The sequence below is a fragment of the Motilimonas eburnea genome (assembly GCF_021295345.1).
Taxonomy (GTDB): Bacteria; Pseudomonadota; Gammaproteobacteria; order Enterobacterales; family CBDFNC01; genus Motilimonas; species Motilimonas eburnea.
The window spans coordinates 1-15,856 of sequence record NZ_JAIMJB010000011.1 but is presented as its reverse complement, the minus strand read 5'-3'; the positions used below and the strand labels follow the sequence as shown (position 1 = coordinate 15,856).

The 15,856-nt window shown below is 46.4% G+C and carries 14 protein-coding genes; 8 read left to right on the top strand and 6 right to left on the bottom strand.

Annotated elements, in window-relative coordinates; genetic code table 11:
• Position 1 precedes the first annotated feature (1 nt).
• The 4 genes from K6Y21_RS12025 to K6Y21_RS12010 all read right to left on the bottom strand — a co-directional run bounded on the left by K6Y21_RS12025 (position 2) and on the right by K6Y21_RS12010 (position 4,731).
• Complete coding sequence (locus K6Y21_RS12025; protein WP_233072099.1) at positions 2-1,237, bottom strand: TIGR03087 family PEP-CTERM/XrtA system glycosyltransferase; 1,236 nt, start codon at positions 1,235-1,237, stop codon at positions 2-4.
• Positions 1,237-2,259 (bottom strand): FemAB family XrtA/PEP-CTERM system-associated protein, encoded by a 1,023-nt coding sequence (locus K6Y21_RS12020; protein ID WP_233072098.1) that lies wholly within the window; start codon positions 2,257-2,259, stop codon positions 1,237-1,239. The genes K6Y21_RS12025 and K6Y21_RS12020 overlap by 1 nt, the downstream gene beginning before the upstream one ends.
• Before the next feature lie 79 nt (positions 2,260-2,338).
• A complete protein-coding gene (locus K6Y21_RS12015) occupies positions 2,339-3,322 on the bottom strand; it encodes an XrtA system polysaccharide deacetylase (protein ID WP_233072097.1) in 984 nt (327 codons plus the stop codon).
• 8 nt (positions 3,323-3,330) lie between these two features.
• A complete protein-coding gene (locus tag K6Y21_RS12010; RefSeq protein WP_233072096.1) occupies positions 3,331-4,731 on the bottom strand; it encodes a TIGR03013 family XrtA/PEP-CTERM system glycosyltransferase in 1,401 nt (466 codons plus the stop codon).
• 249 nt (positions 4,732-4,980) lie between these two features.
• On the opposite strand from K6Y21_RS12010, the gene K6Y21_RS12005 reads away from it, so the two are divergent.
• The 8 genes from K6Y21_RS12005 to hpf all read left to right on the top strand — a co-directional run bounded on the left by K6Y21_RS12005 (position 4,981) and on the right by hpf (position 13,106).
• The gene (locus K6Y21_RS12005) at positions 4,981-5,622 is read left to right on the top strand and encodes an XrtA/PEP-CTERM system exopolysaccharide export protein (RefSeq protein ID WP_233072095.1); all 642 of its coding nucleotides are present in this window, start codon (positions 4,981-4,983) and stop codon (positions 5,620-5,622) included.
• 38 nt (positions 5,623-5,660) lie between these two features.
• A complete protein-coding gene (locus K6Y21_RS12000; protein WP_233072094.1) occupies positions 5,661-7,259 on the top strand; it encodes an XrtA system polysaccharide chain length determinant in 1,599 nt (532 codons plus the stop codon).
• A gap of 8 nt (positions 7,260-7,267) precedes the next feature.
• Positions 7,268-8,305: an XrtA-associated tyrosine autokinase gene (locus K6Y21_RS11995; RefSeq protein WP_233072093.1), complete on the top strand. Its 1,038-nt coding sequence runs from the start codon at positions 7,268-7,270 to the stop codon at positions 8,303-8,305.
• Entirely contained in the window at positions 8,289-9,833 is a 1,545-nt protein-coding gene (locus tag K6Y21_RS11990; protein WP_233072092.1) for a TIGR03016 family PEP-CTERM system-associated outer membrane protein, read from the top strand. Before K6Y21_RS11995 ends, K6Y21_RS11990 begins: the two co-directional genes overlap by 17 nt.
• A gap of 8 nt (positions 9,834-9,841) precedes the next feature.
• Positions 9,842-10,876 carry an XrtA/PEP-CTERM system-associated ATPase gene (locus tag K6Y21_RS11985; RefSeq protein ID WP_233072091.1) on the top strand — a complete coding sequence of 345 codons (1,035 nt, stop codon included), beginning with the start codon at positions 9,842-9,844 and terminating at the stop codon, positions 10,874-10,876.
• A gap of 239 nt (positions 10,877-11,115) precedes the next feature.
• A complete protein-coding gene (locus K6Y21_RS11980; protein WP_233072090.1) occupies positions 11,116-12,129 on the top strand; it encodes a LacI family DNA-binding transcriptional regulator in 1,014 nt (337 codons plus the stop codon).
• 26 nt (positions 12,130-12,155) lie between these two features.
• Positions 12,156-12,527 carry a hypothetical protein gene (locus K6Y21_RS11975; RefSeq protein ID WP_233072089.1) on the top strand — a complete coding sequence of 124 codons (372 nt, stop codon included), beginning with the start codon at positions 12,156-12,158 and terminating at the stop codon, positions 12,525-12,527.
• Positions 12,528-12,743: 216 nt separating this feature from the next.
• Positions 12,744-13,106 (top strand): ribosome hibernation-promoting factor, HPF/YfiA family, encoded by a 363-nt coding sequence (gene hpf, locus K6Y21_RS11970; protein ID WP_233072088.1) that lies wholly within the window; start codon positions 12,744-12,746, stop codon positions 13,104-13,106.
• 60 nt (positions 13,107-13,166) lie between these two features.
• Here hpf and prsR read toward each other — a convergent pair whose 3' ends face one another.
• A complete protein-coding gene (prsR, locus tag K6Y21_RS11965) occupies positions 13,167-14,549 on the bottom strand; it encodes a PEP-CTERM-box response regulator transcription factor (RefSeq protein ID WP_233072087.1) in 1,383 nt (460 codons plus the stop codon).
• Positions 14,546-15,856: XrtA/PEP-CTERM system histidine kinase PrsK (gene prsK / locus K6Y21_RS11960; RefSeq protein WP_233072086.1), on the bottom strand; the 1,311-nt coding region annotated here is incomplete at its 5' end. The genes prsR and prsK, both read right to left, overlap by 4 nt.

Sequence of the window (15,856 nt, the reverse complement as noted above, 5' to 3'; positions counted from 1 at the left end):
GTTAGCCCTTGGCTTGGCCCATCAGATGTTCGAGGCGGTTAAAACTATTTTGCCAGCTAAAATGCTGCTGTACCCAATGACGCGCTAAAGACTCAACGGCCGCGGTATGGGTGTGACCGTCATAGAGTTGAGCCACTTGACTCAACGCCGCAACACAATGGCGAGCAAAGTCTTGCTTGGTATCCGCCATTCGCGAACCAGAGGCATTGCCTATCCCGACAAAAGCATGACGACTGCCCACCACGACCTTGTTCATCGCCAATGCTTCTAATACCTTATTTTGGATCCCTCTGCTAATGCGTAACGGGGCGACCGCCAAATAGGCATGCTTCAAGTAGGGCCGCACATCGTCAACGCGCCCCGTGACAATAACGCCGGGCTGATTGGCTAATTTTTTAACGGCTTTGGTTGGATTTGAACCCACAATATAGAAGGTCGCTTTAGGTTTTTGCGCCACAATACGTGGCCACACCTGTTGTACAAACCACGTCACCCCCTCTATGTTAGCCCAATAATCCATTGCCCCAGTAAAGACCAGCGCCTGCTCATTGTCGGCATAGGGCGATACGTCACTGACCACACTGGGATCAAAGTAATCGAGATCAACCCCATTTTGCACCCAGCTAATATTGTCATTGATTTGGGTTGTTGGGGTCACTTTTTGACGTTGCTGAAAATCATCAGCCTCGCTTTGCGAAACAAACAAGCTTAGGTTGAAGGTGCTGGCAACATGGCTCTCATACTTAGCTAAGGTGTTGTATTCACGGCGGTATAGCCACGCCATCAAGCCTTTCTTTTTGTCTGCATATTGCTGCCATTTATCCGAGTCGATATCAACAAAGTCCATCACCCGAAACCGGTCTTCTTGGCCAACAAACTGCGCCATCACCGACGAGAAAGTTAATACCTTAATATCCGGATGCTCACGAATAACGGCCTCAACCCAACTTTGCATTTGTTTACTTTGGTAATAAGCCAAACTTAATGGGCGCCGATCCATCAATGCACGCAAGCTTGCCATCTTATGCCATAGAGGATGGCGTGCCACAAGATGACACCCCGCCAATTGTGGCTGCAATACGGCTTGGTATTGCCAGTCTTCAGGATCATCAATAAAAGCGCCAAGATAGACGTCATATCTTTGCTTTAAATACTGCAGCCAATGGTACGAGCGGATCTTATCCCCTTTATTGGGGGGATATGGGATCCGGTGACACAGATAAAGTATTTTCTCCATTAGCCTAAGTCCTTTGCGAGTACCGGCCCTAACACCCTACTTATAGGTAAAGGCAGCTTCTTCCAAGCTTTTATAAACAACTGATACTTAGGGTTAGTCGGGCTGACATTAGGTAAGCTTTGGCTTTTTACCAAACAGCTTTGATAAAACAGCGGCTGGGCCACCATGCCCCAATGTTTTTTATATGCATGGGCGCCACTGCCTAACTTGCTACGACCAAAATCAAATTGCGTCATGCCTTTTTGAGCACCATGGCACATTAATTGGTAATACATGTAGTCGTTACTTTTTAGCTCACGAGCCGACAAGGTACCGCCGCCATAATACGGCATGACCTGATGCTTAAAGTAGAAGCTCATGACACTCGACACAGGTTGACCCTGTGAGCGAACGGTCAATATATCGATATACTCGGGAAAGGTGGCGAGCAAAGCTTGAAAATACGCCTTGGCAAACACGGGGGTGCCCAAATTGCGCACACTCTCAGAATAGATGGAATAAAAAGGCTCAACCTCTTGCTCAATTTCAAAGCTCAGCCCATTAGCGAGGGATTGACGAATTACCGCTCGTTGTTTTTTCTTAACCCCGGCTAAAATTTGCTCGGGTGAGCCAGCGAGCTCACAGGCAAAGTTTTCATGGCTCGGCTTGGTCAGCCAATCGGGTAACATGTCGCGTCGATGACGTAATTCAATACAATCGACTTTCAAGCTCGTAGCCAAGGTCTTGGCTTGCTCTAGCAACAAGCGCGTCGCTTCTGGATCGGTGGATAAAATGCCAGCACAAACAGAAAAAGGCAGCGAGATAAGCTTGTTACCAAAAATCCAACTTTTGATCTGAGCCAGGGGTAATAAGCCTAAAATACGCCCTTGATGCTCAATATAATAAAACCAACATGGATGGTGATAAACTTGCTCAAAAATTTGTTGCCACCCCGATAAGTGAAAAAACTCACCTTCAGGGTGGGACATCACAAAGTCATCCCACTGTGGTCTTGTATCGGGTGTTAATTGCTTTAGTTGCACAGCCTATTCCCTCATCATCGCGGCCCTCTTGGCCTTGTCATGTAGGCTACTGCTATGTAAATGCCTGCCGAGTTTGTTGTTAGCCTTGCTCGTTCTTGTCTAAGAATAGTTCATCCATTCGCCGCCATGGATATTTGCTCAATAAACGCGCAATACGCGGCTCGGTTTTGTGTAAATTTAAATAATGCCGAAATTGCGTTTTCTTGCTCAGTTGAAATGGCCGAGGCTGCTTAGGATCTAACTCCCAAGGGTGAATGTAGAAAATATAAGGCTGTTGTGCTTGACGATGAAAACGACGTAAAGCCCATTGCATCAAAGTCTCTGGATACAATCGAAAATAACCACCACCGCCAATGGGGAAGTTTTTGCCCATCAATTGGAGCGTAGAAATAGGCACTTCCAATACATCAGGGTGAGCCAAAAAAGCAAATCTGGGCAATAAGGGGGAGCCATAGTGATCATGCTTAACGGGGTAAACACTCGAACTATAACGATAACCGGCATTAGCCAACTCATCATAGGCCCAAGGTGTACGCTCACTAATGGAAAAACTCGGCGCACGATAGCCCTGCACTGCAACGCCACCAGTGTCTTCTAATAAGGCTTTGCTGCGCCTGATATCGGCGGCAAAGCCTTGTCTGGATAAATGGTGTACCCGCTGGTGGTCATAGCCATGGCTAGCGATTTCGTGTCCAGCCTTGGCGATGGACTTAATCAACTGAGGATAATGCTCCGCTATCCAACCTAACACAAAAAAAGTCGCGTGAATTTGGTGCTGCTCAAACAGGTTTAACAACTTTTCGGTATTGGCTTCTACCCGACACTCAAACTGCTGCCATTGCTCACGATCACTAAAAGACTCAAATGCCGACACTTGAAAATAGTCTTCTAAATCAACCGTCATGGCACACATATTAGCCAAAGGCAGTAAACGCTCACCTTCTGCTGTTAGGGTATCACCAGATTCGCTTCGATCTTGAAGAGTTTGCTCTTGGGAGGCTCGCTCTTGAGCGCTGCGCTCTCGAGCACTGTGCTCCTGAGCCAGCTCGGAAAGATTCATCATAGCCGCTCCTAACGAGAACCTTGAGCAAAACAAACCACCTCTATGGTTTGCACAAAGATAGCTAAATCAAACCAGATGTTACGATGCTTAACGTAATACAAATCATATTTAAGCTTCTCTAACGCATCTTTATCACTGGCACCGTAGGGGTATTTTAACTGTGCCCACCCCGCAAGACCCGGCTTAACATTATGGCGCTCGGAGTAATAAGGTAATTGAGTACATAAGCGCTCAACAAATTCTGGTTGCTCGGGGCGTGGACCAATAAATGACATTTCACCTTTAACAATATTAAAAATTTGAGGCAGCTCATCGATATGATATTTACGCATAAATTGGCCAATTCGCGTCGCACGACTGTCATTTTTAGCTGCCCATTGCGCACCGTTGGCTTGAGCATCCACGCGCATACTGCGGAATTTGAGAATTTGAAATGGTTTGCCACCATAACCCACTCGAGTCTGGCGATAAAAAATAGGGCCTTTGTCTTCCATGTAAATAGCGGCCATCACAAACAACAGTAGCGGCCATAAGAAAGCGAGGATAATCACCGCAAGAGTCAGGTTGACTAAGTTTGAAGCGATATTACGAATACTATCAGCGCGAACAAACCCATTGGAATAGACCAGCCAGCTAGGGTACAGCTGATTTACCGCTATTTGCCCAGTTTCTCGTTCAATAAAAGTCAACACGTCCATGACTTCAACGCCGTATAACTTACAAGCAAACAATGCCTGAAGCGGTAGGTGTCCGCGCCGCTCATCACAGGCCACCACAATTTCATCGATGCGTTGTGTTTTAACCAGTTCGGTTAAGGCACTGGGTTGCTCTAGGTTAATGTTTTGCAGCTTCAAATCCCCCATGTCAATCTCGGCATCGCCGACCATGGGAATAAAGCCAATCAGATTAAAGCCTTTTTTATCTGACTCTCTGCGCATCCGCTGCAGTATAATCTCGGCACGTTTCCCAGCCCCTATCACTAATACCTTACGACGAAATAGGGCATCAAACTGGCGAGAGACAAAATAGCGAAACCCCATCAGCATGAACAAAGAGAGTAAAACTGAGCTGGCCGCCATCGTAAAAGACAAGCTAAGGGCATCAATGCTAGATAACGAAAAGGCAAGCAATAAAACCAAGCTGCAAATGATAATCAAGCGCCGACCAACACCATCACCACCACACCTTAATCGAGGGTTATACAAACCCAAACTGAGCATCAAAAGCACTATCGTTAATGGCAGTAGTAAGATTTCAAGCAGCAATTGCGGCTGATTTAGCAATTGCTCATATTGGTTGGTATAGAAAAACAGACAAACGATCAGAAAGCCGAGGTAAACAATCGTCAATTCAGATAGCACTAATAGCTTACTGGCTTTACCCGTACTTGCGAATGCGAAATGATTCATAAGGCGGTGTCCCTTTGCCTATATTTGACTCCTTTAAAGATAGTTGATCCTCATCACATTATGATGTAAACAATATGTCAAATTAACATATTGTTCACATTTGACTGCAAAAATGGACTGTTTGCTAACACTAACTAAATGATTCTTTTATTATCTGTGCAATTTTTGCGCGAACATAATTTCATGAACTATGCTGATAAAAGTTGAGGTATTCACCTCCTCCTTACTTATCACAGAGAGAGAAAAGCAATGGAAAGCATGTTCAAGCAATACTCATTGTTCATTTTATTTGTGTGTTTTGGTTTAAGTGGTTGTAGCAGTCAAAATACGTCGCCATTAGCAAGTTCGGCCACCCTAACGCCGTCACTCACCACGCAAGCCGATCAATATCAATATCTCATTGGCCCGGGCGACAATCTCAATATTTTCGTCTGGCGCAACCCGGAAATTTCTGGCTCTTTTGTGGTTCGACCAGACGGCATGATCACCACCTCACTGGTGGAAGACATTCCCGTCAGCGGTAAGACCCCTACTCAATTAGCGCGTGAGATTGAGGAGGTCCTCGCCACTTATTTACGTGAGCCCATAGTGACGGTGACCGTGGCTGGCTTTAATGGCCCCTATAGTGAACAGGTGCGTATTGTTGGCGAAGCAACCGAGCCCAAGGCGCTAAACTACAGTCAATATATGACGGTATTGGATGTCATGATCGCTGTCGGAGGGCTAACGGAATTTGCCGATGGCAATAACACCGCTTTAGTCCGTATCGAAAATGGCCAACAGAAACAATATCGCGTTCGTCTTGATGATTTGATCCGCAAAGGGGACGTCAGCGCCAATACCAATATGCTTCCCGGCGATATACTGATTATTCCTGAAGCTTGGTTCTAATTCCACCGGATCCGTTATAACCAGCAAGGAGGCCGCTGATGAAGGAGTTAATCGATAAAGCTCTCTTCTATGTTAAGGGAGTGTGGATGAAGCGACGCTTCATCATTATCATTGCTTGGCTACTTTGCCCGATTGGTTGGTTCTATGTCATGCAGATGCCAGACCAATATAAGGCATCCGCCAGGGTTTATGTTGATACTGACTCCTTACTCAAGCCACTATTACGTGGGTTAACGGTTGATACTTTCAAAGATCAACAACTCAACCTCATGGTCAAAACCTTGTTAAGCCGCCCCAATGTCGAGAAAATTGCGCGCATGTCGGATCTCGATATTTTGACCAATAATAACGACGAATTCGACTTACTGGTGGATAACCTCAGTAAAGAAATAAAAATCGGCCGTACCAAACGCGAGAAAATTTTCACCCTCAATTACACCCACCCGGATCCAGATTCGGCTAAGTCTGTGGTGCAATCTGTCCTCACCATCTTTGTTGAAGATACCTTAGGTGAAACGCGTACCGATACCGATAACGCACAGCGCTTCCTTAACCAACAAATCAGTGATTTTGAGAAACGCATGGCGGCCGATGACGCAGCGCTGACCGAGTTCAAGCGTCAATATGCCGACCTGCTCCCCGGCCAGGGCAACTCATACTATGATTTGCTCAACACAGAGCAAGAGCAACTCGAAAACACCGAGCTGGCATTAAAAGAAGCACAAACGCGATTATTTTCAGCGCGCATCCAGTTAGAAGATGAAGAAGCGCTCCCTCGAGCGCCCACCCCTCGCCAAGCGGTGTTAAGCAGCAGTATTGTCACTCAATATGACAGTCGCCTTATTCAGCTCAATCAAATGCTGGATGAGATGAGCTTACGCTACACCGATAAGCACCCCGACATCGTTGAGCTAAAACGGCAAATTGCAGATTTACGTGCCAAACAGCGCCAAGAGCGCGCCGAGTTAGCCGCCATACAATACCAACAAAATCGGCCAGCCGAAGCCCTTGAGTCTCCCTTTGTTCAGTCACTGCGCTTAAATGTGAGTCAACTTGAGAATGAGGTTGCTTCCCTTAAAGTTCGCGCCGAAAACTACCGTGAAAAAGTTGCTAAATTACAAGAAAAAGTACATTTAGTTCCTAAGGTAGAGGCGGATCTGGCAGCCTTAACCAGAGGCTACGACATCACCAAAAGCCAATACAACCAACTACTAGAGCGTCGTGAATCCGCCATCATGTCACAAAAGGCCGATCAATCAACCGAAGGGGTTGAGTTTAAAGTCATCGAGCCGCCTCGCGTTCCCAGTGATCCTGTTGGGCCTAATCGGGTTATTTTCCTCAGCATTGTCACCTTACTCGGACTCGGCTTGGGCGTATTTGTCGCCTTCGCTATTAGTCAAATCAAGCCAATTATTACCGGCCCTAAAGAGCTGGCGACCCTCACCAAAGTGCCGGTATTAGGAGCGATTTCTCACACCAATATCGATAAAATGTTGCAGGTAAGACGACGCCATAATCTGGCTTTCGCCTTGGTGATCTCTGTCCTGTTATTAGTGTATGCAGGGCTAATGTTTAGCCAAACCAGCAATAGCCCCTATGTTGAACAATTTAAATCGCTTGTGGCCATGAATAGGTAGGGATACAGATGAGCATTATTGAAAAAGCCCTCGCTAAAAAGCAGCAGCACGCTGAAAAGTTAGCCAAACAAGAGCAGGAAGAAAAATCTAACCTTGAGACGGCAAATGCACAGCCCCAAGCTCCTGAGCCAGTAATCGCTCAGGATGTGGCGCCAGTAAAGGCGATCACCAATGATATTACCACGATGCCTCCCGCCTCAAACCCAGCTGACGTCCAAGCGACACAAACAGCAGCGCCTGAAGCAATGCCTGAAGCAGTGCTTAAAGCAACCTCTCAATCCGCCCCAAGGCCAGCACATCAAGCATCTGAGCTACAGAGCTTAAACTTGAACCTGAATAAATTAAAACAACAAGGGTTTCTGGTCGACAGCAATGAGCGCAGCCAGACTCACGAAGAGTTTCGCTTTGTTAAAAGACGCGTACTAAAGACCGCTTTTGGGCCACTCAAAGATACCTTGCCCAATGCCAATCTGGTATTACTCACCAGTGCATTAAGTAATGAGGGTAAAACCCACACAGCACTTAATTTGGCGTTAAGTATCGCCATGGAGCCAGAGAAAACCGTGCTGTTAGTGGATGCAGATGTACTTAGTCCTTCCATTTGTCACACCTTGGGGGTACGTGCAGGTGTGGGCCTGATCGACTATTTGCTAGGAAAAACCTCTACATTACAAGAAATTATCTATAATACCAATATACCTAACTTGCGCATTATGCCGGCAGGCGGCAAGCACCATCTGACCAGTGAACTATTAGCCAGTGAGCGCATGGCCAACTTAGCCAGCGAACTTGCCGAACGCTATTCAGATCGGGTGATCATTTTTGATGCGCCGCCACTGCTCGGCATTAATGAAACCCAAGCCTTAACCAGCTTAGTCGGGCAGCAGTTAGTTGTCGTTGAAGAAAATAAAACGCCATTACATAGCTTAGAATCTGCTATCAGCCTATTAAACGCAGATCGGGCCATAGGCTTAGTACTCAATAAATCAGTACAAACTAAAAACCTTTATGCTGGGTATGGATACCAATATGCCGAAAACCAATAGCTGTTTTGCCATCATTATTACCACGTTATTATCGCCTTATGCCCTTGGTGCAAATTGGCAGCGCAGTGCCTCAGTTGAAACCAGCATCGAATATTCAGATAGCGTCACAGTGGATGCCATTAAGGCCAGTGACGATGTCATTTTGTCGATTCGGCCCGGCTTTGGCATTACCGGAAACGGTAACCATGCCACATTAAGGGCAAGATACGACTTTCAAGGCCAGTATTATACCGATGCAGGCGAAGTTGAAAGCTATCACGACCTCACCTTACAAGCCGATATGAAGGCCTGGCAAGATCGCATTCGGTTGTTCAGTAACGTCAGTGCCAATCAGCAAATCAGCAACATCAATGAAGGCTTATTGCCCGATTACACTAACAACCCGGATAATCTCGAAACCGTAGGCAATTATCAACTCGGGATAGAGTGGCTACAACCTATTGGCAAACTTGCCGAACTGAGCTTAAACAGCGACCTCTATTACGTTGATGAAAAATCCAGTAACGACACCTTAGGCTATAACCTGAGCATAGCAGGCTTAAGTGGCCGTGATTTTCGTCGCAGCTTTTGGCAACTGGGGTATGATTTAAACCATCAAAAACCTCACCAAGAAAAACGCAGCCTAAGCCAATCAGCTAATGTCACCTTAGGTTATGGTCTCATTGAGCATTGGGCCGTTTTCATCAATGGCTATTGGGAAGAAAATGATGTCCCTGACAGCAATGATCTCGACACGGCAGCCTGGGGGCCAGGTATTCGCTTTACCCCCAGTGACCGAAGTTATATTGATGTCAGCTACAACTTCAGCTTAAAAAAATCGAACGATGATTACTGGGCCGCACGGGTGAATTGGGTACCTAGCCTACGCACCGGCCTCAATGCCAGTTACAGCAAACGGTTTTATGGCGATGCCTATGATTTCAGCTTGTATCACAATGTGCGTAAGATCCGCAGCCAACTCACCTATAAGGAGTCAATCGAATCCTTTGCCAGCCAGCTCAATCGCCAGTTCAGTAATAGTGGTTCTTTGATTTGTCCGGCTGGGCCAATTAACGATCTGAGTCAATGTGAGTTTTCTAGCCTCACCAACCCACAAGTCGGGCCCGATCAACAAGTCGTCAACCTCTACAGCGCGCTCCCTTCCATTGATAACGAGCTATTTTTAAGTCGTGATGGTAAGTTGAGTAGCGTGTTCAAGGCGCGTAAACATACCTTTAGCCTCAGCCTATTTTATATCCAACGAGATTACTTCAGTGATACGCCAGACACCGATGATTATGGCGGCCTATTTGCGTGGGCGTGGCGCGTCGGTCAAAAAACCAGTATCCAGTTAAGCTCAGAATTAAGATTCTTAGAGCAAGACGATGTGAGCTACACCGACCAAGAACAAAATCATGGGATTAGCCTAAGTCATACACTCGGACGCCGCTCACTGATCGTGCTGGGTTATACCTATATCCACCGTAAAAGCGAAGCACAAAGCACAGATGAAAATAGCATTAAGTTAAGCTATCAAGTCGTATTCTAGGAGGCGTTATGTACGAAGCGTTCTTTTCTCTTAGCGCCAAGCCTTTCCAGCTCACACCCGACCCTGAGTTTTTCTTTGCCAGTAAAGAACACAAACGAGCCATGTCCTATCTGCAATACGGCCTCGACCAAGGTGAAGGATTTATTGTTATTTCGGGCTCTATTGGTACAGGTAAATCCACCCTGGCTAAGCATTTAGTGTCCAATTTAAATGCTCAGCAAGTGGAAGCGATTCAATTGGTAACCACCAGCCTCTCACCCATGGATTTACTCAAGCTGATCGCCACCGGGTTTCACCTTCAATTGCCTAACGAGGTCGACAAGGCCAGCTTGCTGCAGCAAATCGAACATTATCTCAACCACAACTTCAGCCAAGGGAAACGCACCTTGCTATTGGTCGACGAAGCGCAAAACTTGCCGGCAGAATCCATTGAAGAGCTGCGCATGCTCTCCAATATTCAACATGACAACCGCCCACTGCTGCAAAGCTTTTTATTAGGCCAAGAAGAGCTAAGAGATACCTTGAAAGGCGCCAATATGGAGCAGTTTCGACAACGTATCATCGCTTCTTGCCATTTACCCCCACTGACCAGTGAAGAGTGCCGTCACTATATTGAACATCGCCTAAAACACGTTGGCTGGCAGAACAATCCCGCTTTTGCCCCCGGTTGTTTCCCTTTGATCCATCGCTATACCCGAGGGATCCCACGGATCATCAATCTCTTTTGTGATCGACTCATGCTGTTTACCTTTCTCGAAGAGGCCAACTTTATCAACGAAGAAGCCGTTGAAACCGTCAACGCGGAATTTATTCAAGAACAAGAGTACGCCACCTTGCCGCCTTCACCGTTAAGTGCACAGAATGTGACAGCCAAGGTAGCCAGCCCACTTTCAGATCAAAATACGCAAGTAAAATTGCTCTATGAACATTTAGAAGAAGTATTTCAATACCTAGATAAAACCATGATGGATAAACTTAAATTGCTGCGCTACCTAGACAAATTAATCAAAGAAAAAAACATCCAAAATAAGGTAAAGCCTTAGGACCTAATGCACAGATACGACATCTCGGCCTAGGTAAGGCTCACGTTTCCTTATGCATGGTGTTGCTTTTATCAATACACTACTTAGACTAAAAATGAATGGGCTTACAGTGAAAGGCAAGCAAATGCCAATCTTGGCAAAGAAAGGCAAGCAAATGCCAATCTTGGCAAAATGCTCCAAGCGCGCAGGTATTCGAGTAACAAGCTCAATATTTTTCCCTCAAGATAACAATGGATCCAATGGCCTCAATCTCTGATGTAGCAAAAAAAGCAGGTGTTTCCAAGTCAACTGTGTCTCGTGTACTTAACCCGGGAGGCAGCGTTTCCTCAAAAACCAGAGCCATAGTGGAACAAGCCATCGCCGAGCTCAACTTCCATCCCAATGGTTTTGCACAGGGGCTAAAAAGCAACAAATCCGGCATGATCGGCGTGGTCATGGTGGATATATCCAGCCCTTACTACGCCATGCTATTGGGTGGGATCCAAAGTCGCCTAAACCGCGACCAACACAGTATTCTCACCACCAGCAGCTTTGGCAAACAGGAAAAAGAAGCCAATGCGATCCAGACATTTAAGTCTCGTCAGTGTGACGGACTGATTGTTTACCTTGAGAACCAGCCCGATCCCGCTACCATTAAGCGCCTCAATTATAGCCAAACACCTGTGGTTACCTTAGGCCTGTCTGCCCCTACTTTATCACCCAATTCCGTGCTGGTAGATAATGAATACGGCGGCTACCTTGCGGCCCAACATCTGATTCAATATGGGCACAAAAACATATTAATGCTGGCAGGGCTACCTCGCTACCCCGATGCCATTAAAAGAAAAGCAGGGTTTATCAAAGCGATGCAAGATGCTGGCATTGACGAAACCCATTATCAGATCATTCATGGCGAATTTAGTGAAGAGTTTGGCTACCAAGAGACGCAAAAACTGCTACGATCTAATTGCGACTACACTGCCATTTGCGCTGGTGACGACGATATTGCAGCAGGGGTATTACTGGCATTAAGGCAAGCGAGAGTTAAAGTACCGCAAGACATCTCCGTCATTGGGTATGATGATAACTTTCATGCAAAGCACACTTATCCTGCGCTGACCACTGTGCGTCAACCTATCGATTCACTGGGTGTGACAGCGACAGATTTATTATTTGAAATTATGGCGGATCCACACCATTTAGGTAAAGATATCATTTTAAAACCCGAACTCGTTGAACGAGACAGTGTCGGTCCAGCCGTAGACTGTATTTAGCCAATCCATTTACTAAGGAGCGCTCATTGAGCAAACGCATTTTATCCTTTGTCATTGTCGCCTTATCTGTCACCTTGAGTGGTTGCAATAGCACCGCGCACGAAAGTACTAGCCTAGTCTATATCTCAGACGGTTATGTTCAATGTGAACACCCACCCGCGCCTTTAGCCGATACCGCAGCCCTATTACAAACCGCCAATGTCGAGGTACTGAGTTCAAGCTGCGGTCAAATAACAGACATGGGCGTGATTGCCATGTGCGGGGCTGGAGGCACAGGTATCCATTTACACCAGATCAAGAACACAGATGTAGACCAAGCTAACCAAGCTGGGTTTGACAGCATAGACAAGCTAACCGAGCAAGGGCTGGCTTTTGAATTCATCGAATGCGGTTTGTAAAACTGTATTGCCACTCACAACTATGACGTTTAAATGACACTTAAACGTCATATATAACTTGAAACGGGGGAGCCAAAGCCTTATATAGATAAATGCCTATCCGTTTAATTGTATCTACCTATAGGTTATTTTTCTTAAAGAGTTAAACTGAAAGCAACCCTAAAACAATGCGTTACATTATTTGTAACCGACTATCACAGTGAAGAGGGACTTCATATGAAAATAAATGTTACTGGCCACAACACCAAGATCACCGATAACATCATTCAACATTTAGAAGAAAAGTTTGCCAAGATCGCTTCACATTTTCCAAGTATCATCTCGTTAAACGTGATCATTTCTCAACAGCATTCAGAGTCACACCTAGAAGTCAGCACCACTTACGAAGGCGCACAAATTTCTGCACGCGGCACCGCGGAGCAACTTTACCCAGCCATCTCCAATGCCGTTAAAAAGCTCGATGCGGCACTGACTCACAGAAAAGGCCAGCTTAAGGCAGATCGTCACGCTAAACCCGTATCGACCACGCCTGAAATAGCCCATGAAATCATTCAAGAAATGAAACTGGTTAATGATTAATCATTAATTAGGTGCCATCTTTTCCAAGCCGGCGAGATGCCGGCTTTTTTGTCCCTGCACTTATCCAATTTGACTCGCACTGTCCACTTGCGAACTAATGGCATACTTATCAAGTAAGGCATACAAGGTCGGCCGAGTAATGCCCAATAATTCTGCCGCTTTTGATACATTATTATCGCTAAAACTTAAGGCTTCTGTGACAGCATTTTTCTCCGCTTGCTCACGAATTTCACGCAAGTTAAACGGTTGGTTAGGCTTAGCCTGAAGTGAGCTGGGCAAAGACAGATCCAGCGCGCTGATGCGCCCCCCCTCGGCCATGATCACCGCCGATTTCAACTTGTTTTGCAGCTCTCGAATGTTTCCCGGCCAATGATATTGATACAAGGCTTGTAACGCACTGTCGTCAAACCCTTTAATATGTGCCCCCAACTCCTTGTTGATATTCACTAAGAAAGCCCGGGCCAGTAATAGCACATCGCTGCCTCGTTCACGTAAGGCGGGTAACTGCAAGGTCATCTCACTGATTCGGTAATAGAGATCCTCACGGAACGCCTGCTGCTGAGCCATTGCCAACACATCTTTATTGGTGGCGCAAATCACTCGCACATCAACATCAATTTGCTGGCGACTGCCCACTGGCTCGATCACCCTCTCTTGTAAAAAGCGCAACATTTTGGCTTGTAGCGACAAGGGCATGTCACCGATTTCGTCCAGAAATAAAGTACCACCTTGGGCACACTCAATCTTACCTTGGGTTTTCTTATGGGCGCCGGTAAAGGCACCGCGCTCATAACCAAACAATTCACTTTCTAATAAATTTTCAGGGATTGAGGCACAATTAATCGCAATGAAAGGCGCATCTTTGCGTAAGCTGCAATCATGAATGGCTCGCGCAAACACCTCTTTACCTGTGCCACTTTCACCTAAGATCAAGGTCGTGATTTCCGTTGGCGCGATTTTTTCCACCACACGACATAGCTTTTGAATTTCAGGGCTATCACCAATGATTCGAGCTAAGCGCAAATCTATCTTGCTAAACTCTTGATTCGCTTTTTCTAATTCGTGAAGCCATAAAGCACGCTTAACCAGGATCGTGAGAATATCAGCATCAATGGGCTTATGGTAAAAGTCATACGCCCCTAATTTGACCGCTTCAATGGCATTGGCCTTATCTTCATTGCCTGTCACCACTATCACCTTAGTTAACGGGCTTAAAGCGACTATCTCACTCAACGTGGCCAAGCCTTCACTGGCATTGGCAGGATCAGGAGGTAGGCCCAAATCAAGGGTGACCACCTTAGGCTCATAGCGGCGCAATTGTTTAATGGCACTCGCACGATCTTGAGCAAAGACAAGCTCAAACTGGTCGAGCCCCCATTTAAGCTGCTTTTGAATGCCGAGATCATCTTCCACCACCAGTAATACAGGTTTGTCGGTTTTCATTTTGCCTCCTTGTGCTGCCTTTTCTCTTGGCAACTGGCATCAATCGGCAAGGTTAAGGTAAAACAGCTTCCCACTCCCGGCTCGCTCACCACATTCAATTGCCCTTTATTAACCATAGCAAACTGCTTCGCTTCGTAAACGCCGATCCCCATCCCGGCATTCCCTTTGGTGGTATCAAAAGGGGTAAATAAGCGTGAACGGATAAACTCTTGATCCATACCGCAGCCCGTGTCTTGGATAGCGATCGAGGCAACATCATGCTCCAGTGACAAACGCACCCTCACCTCTCCCTCTGGCTCCGTGGCATCTTGCGCATTGGTAATCAAGTGCTGAAGCACCTCTAACAACTGTATTGGGTCAACACAGGTTCGCGCCCCCGCTAATATCTCCAGCTTAGGCACAGGAACATGTTGACTACAGCGCTGACAAGCCTGCTGCAACAGCTGAGCTAAATCGACCTCGGTCGCACTAGCCGGTTGCCCCGCGTTCGAACGAAAATGCTCAACCACTCGACTGATACGCTGCACGGCATTCGCTACCGTGGCTAAACTATCATCAATAAACTCAGGATTGCGCTTATGTTTTTCAGCATTGCTGATAATCATGGAAAGTTGCGATAAGGTATTTTTTAAATCGTGTACCAAAAAGGCGGACATCTGATTAAACGCCTGAAATTGCTTAGCTTCAGATAACGCCCGGTGGGCTTGATGCAACACCAAGTAATGGGCTAATTGCTTAGCCAATACCTTAATATAATCCCTGTCTTCCCAGTTTAGCTGAGTTAACGCCCGCGATTGCCCGATAAAAATCAACGCCACTAAACGGTGTTGATAAAAAGCCGGCACCACCAACCATAACTGCCCCATGGCCATCACCCCCTGGGGCATCACTAAGCCGGGGTAGCGCTGCGGTGAATTACGAAACTCAGCGACATCAATAACCCAAGAGGACTGGCTAAAGTATTGGGTTAACCCCGTAAGCTGATCCGCCGCCACAGGGTGAGATAACTGACTCGTGCCCATGAGTGTCACTTGATTATCTTGTACCTGATAAATGGCGCCTGTATCCGTATTTAAACGCTTGAGCATCACAGTCAACGCATATTGATAGGATGACTGCTGCTTGGGTTGCTCCATTAAGTCTTGAGTTAAGGAGAGCCATTCATCTCGATACTCATAGCGATTCGCAAAAAAGTGCTTAGCAATAAACACCTTCACTTTTTGCCGGAAAGATTGTGAAAAATACACCACCGCCAGCATCAAGATGGCCACCACCACAAACAAGGTTTGGATAGCCCCGCCCCATTC

What these genes read in the sequence shown, in the direction of transcription:
- K6Y21_RS12015 (WP_233072097.1), bottom strand. Translation starts at nt 3,322, where the DNA reads ATGATGAATCTTTCCGAGCTGGCTCAGGAGCACAGTGCTCGAGAGCGC.
- K6Y21_RS12025 (WP_233072099.1), bottom strand. Translation starts at nt 1,237, where the DNA reads ATGGAGAAAATACTTTATCTGTGTCACCGGATCCCATATCCCCCCAAT.
- K6Y21_RS11980 (WP_233072090.1), top strand. Translation starts at nt 11,116, where the DNA reads ATGGCCTCAATCTCTGATGTAGCAAAAAAAGCAGGTGTTTCCAAGTCA.
- K6Y21_RS12010 (WP_233072096.1), bottom strand. Translation starts at nt 4,731, where the DNA reads ATGAATCATTTCGCATTCGCAAGTACGGGTAAAGCCAGTAAGCTATTA.
- hpf (WP_233072088.1), top strand. Translation starts at nt 12,744, where the DNA reads ATGAAAATAAATGTTACTGGCCACAACACCAAGATCACCGATAACATC.
- K6Y21_RS11985 (WP_233072091.1), top strand. Translation starts at nt 9,842, where the DNA reads ATGTACGAAGCGTTCTTTTCTCTTAGCGCCAAGCCTTTCCAGCTCACA.
- K6Y21_RS11995 (WP_233072093.1), top strand. Translation starts at nt 7,268, where the DNA reads ATGAGCATTATTGAAAAAGCCCTCGCTAAAAAGCAGCAGCACGCTGAA.
- prsR (WP_233072087.1), bottom strand. Translation starts at nt 14,549, where the DNA reads ATGAAAACCGACAAACCTGTATTACTGGTGGTGGAAGATGATCTCGGC.
- K6Y21_RS11990 (WP_233072092.1), top strand. Translation starts at nt 8,289, where the DNA reads ATGCCGAAAACCAATAGCTGTTTTGCCATCATTATTACCACGTTATTA.
- K6Y21_RS12000 (WP_233072094.1), top strand. Translation starts at nt 5,661, where the DNA reads ATGAAGGAGTTAATCGATAAAGCTCTCTTCTATGTTAAGGGAGTGTGG.
- K6Y21_RS12005 (WP_233072095.1), top strand. Translation starts at nt 4,981, where the DNA reads ATGGAAAGCATGTTCAAGCAATACTCATTGTTCATTTTATTTGTGTGT.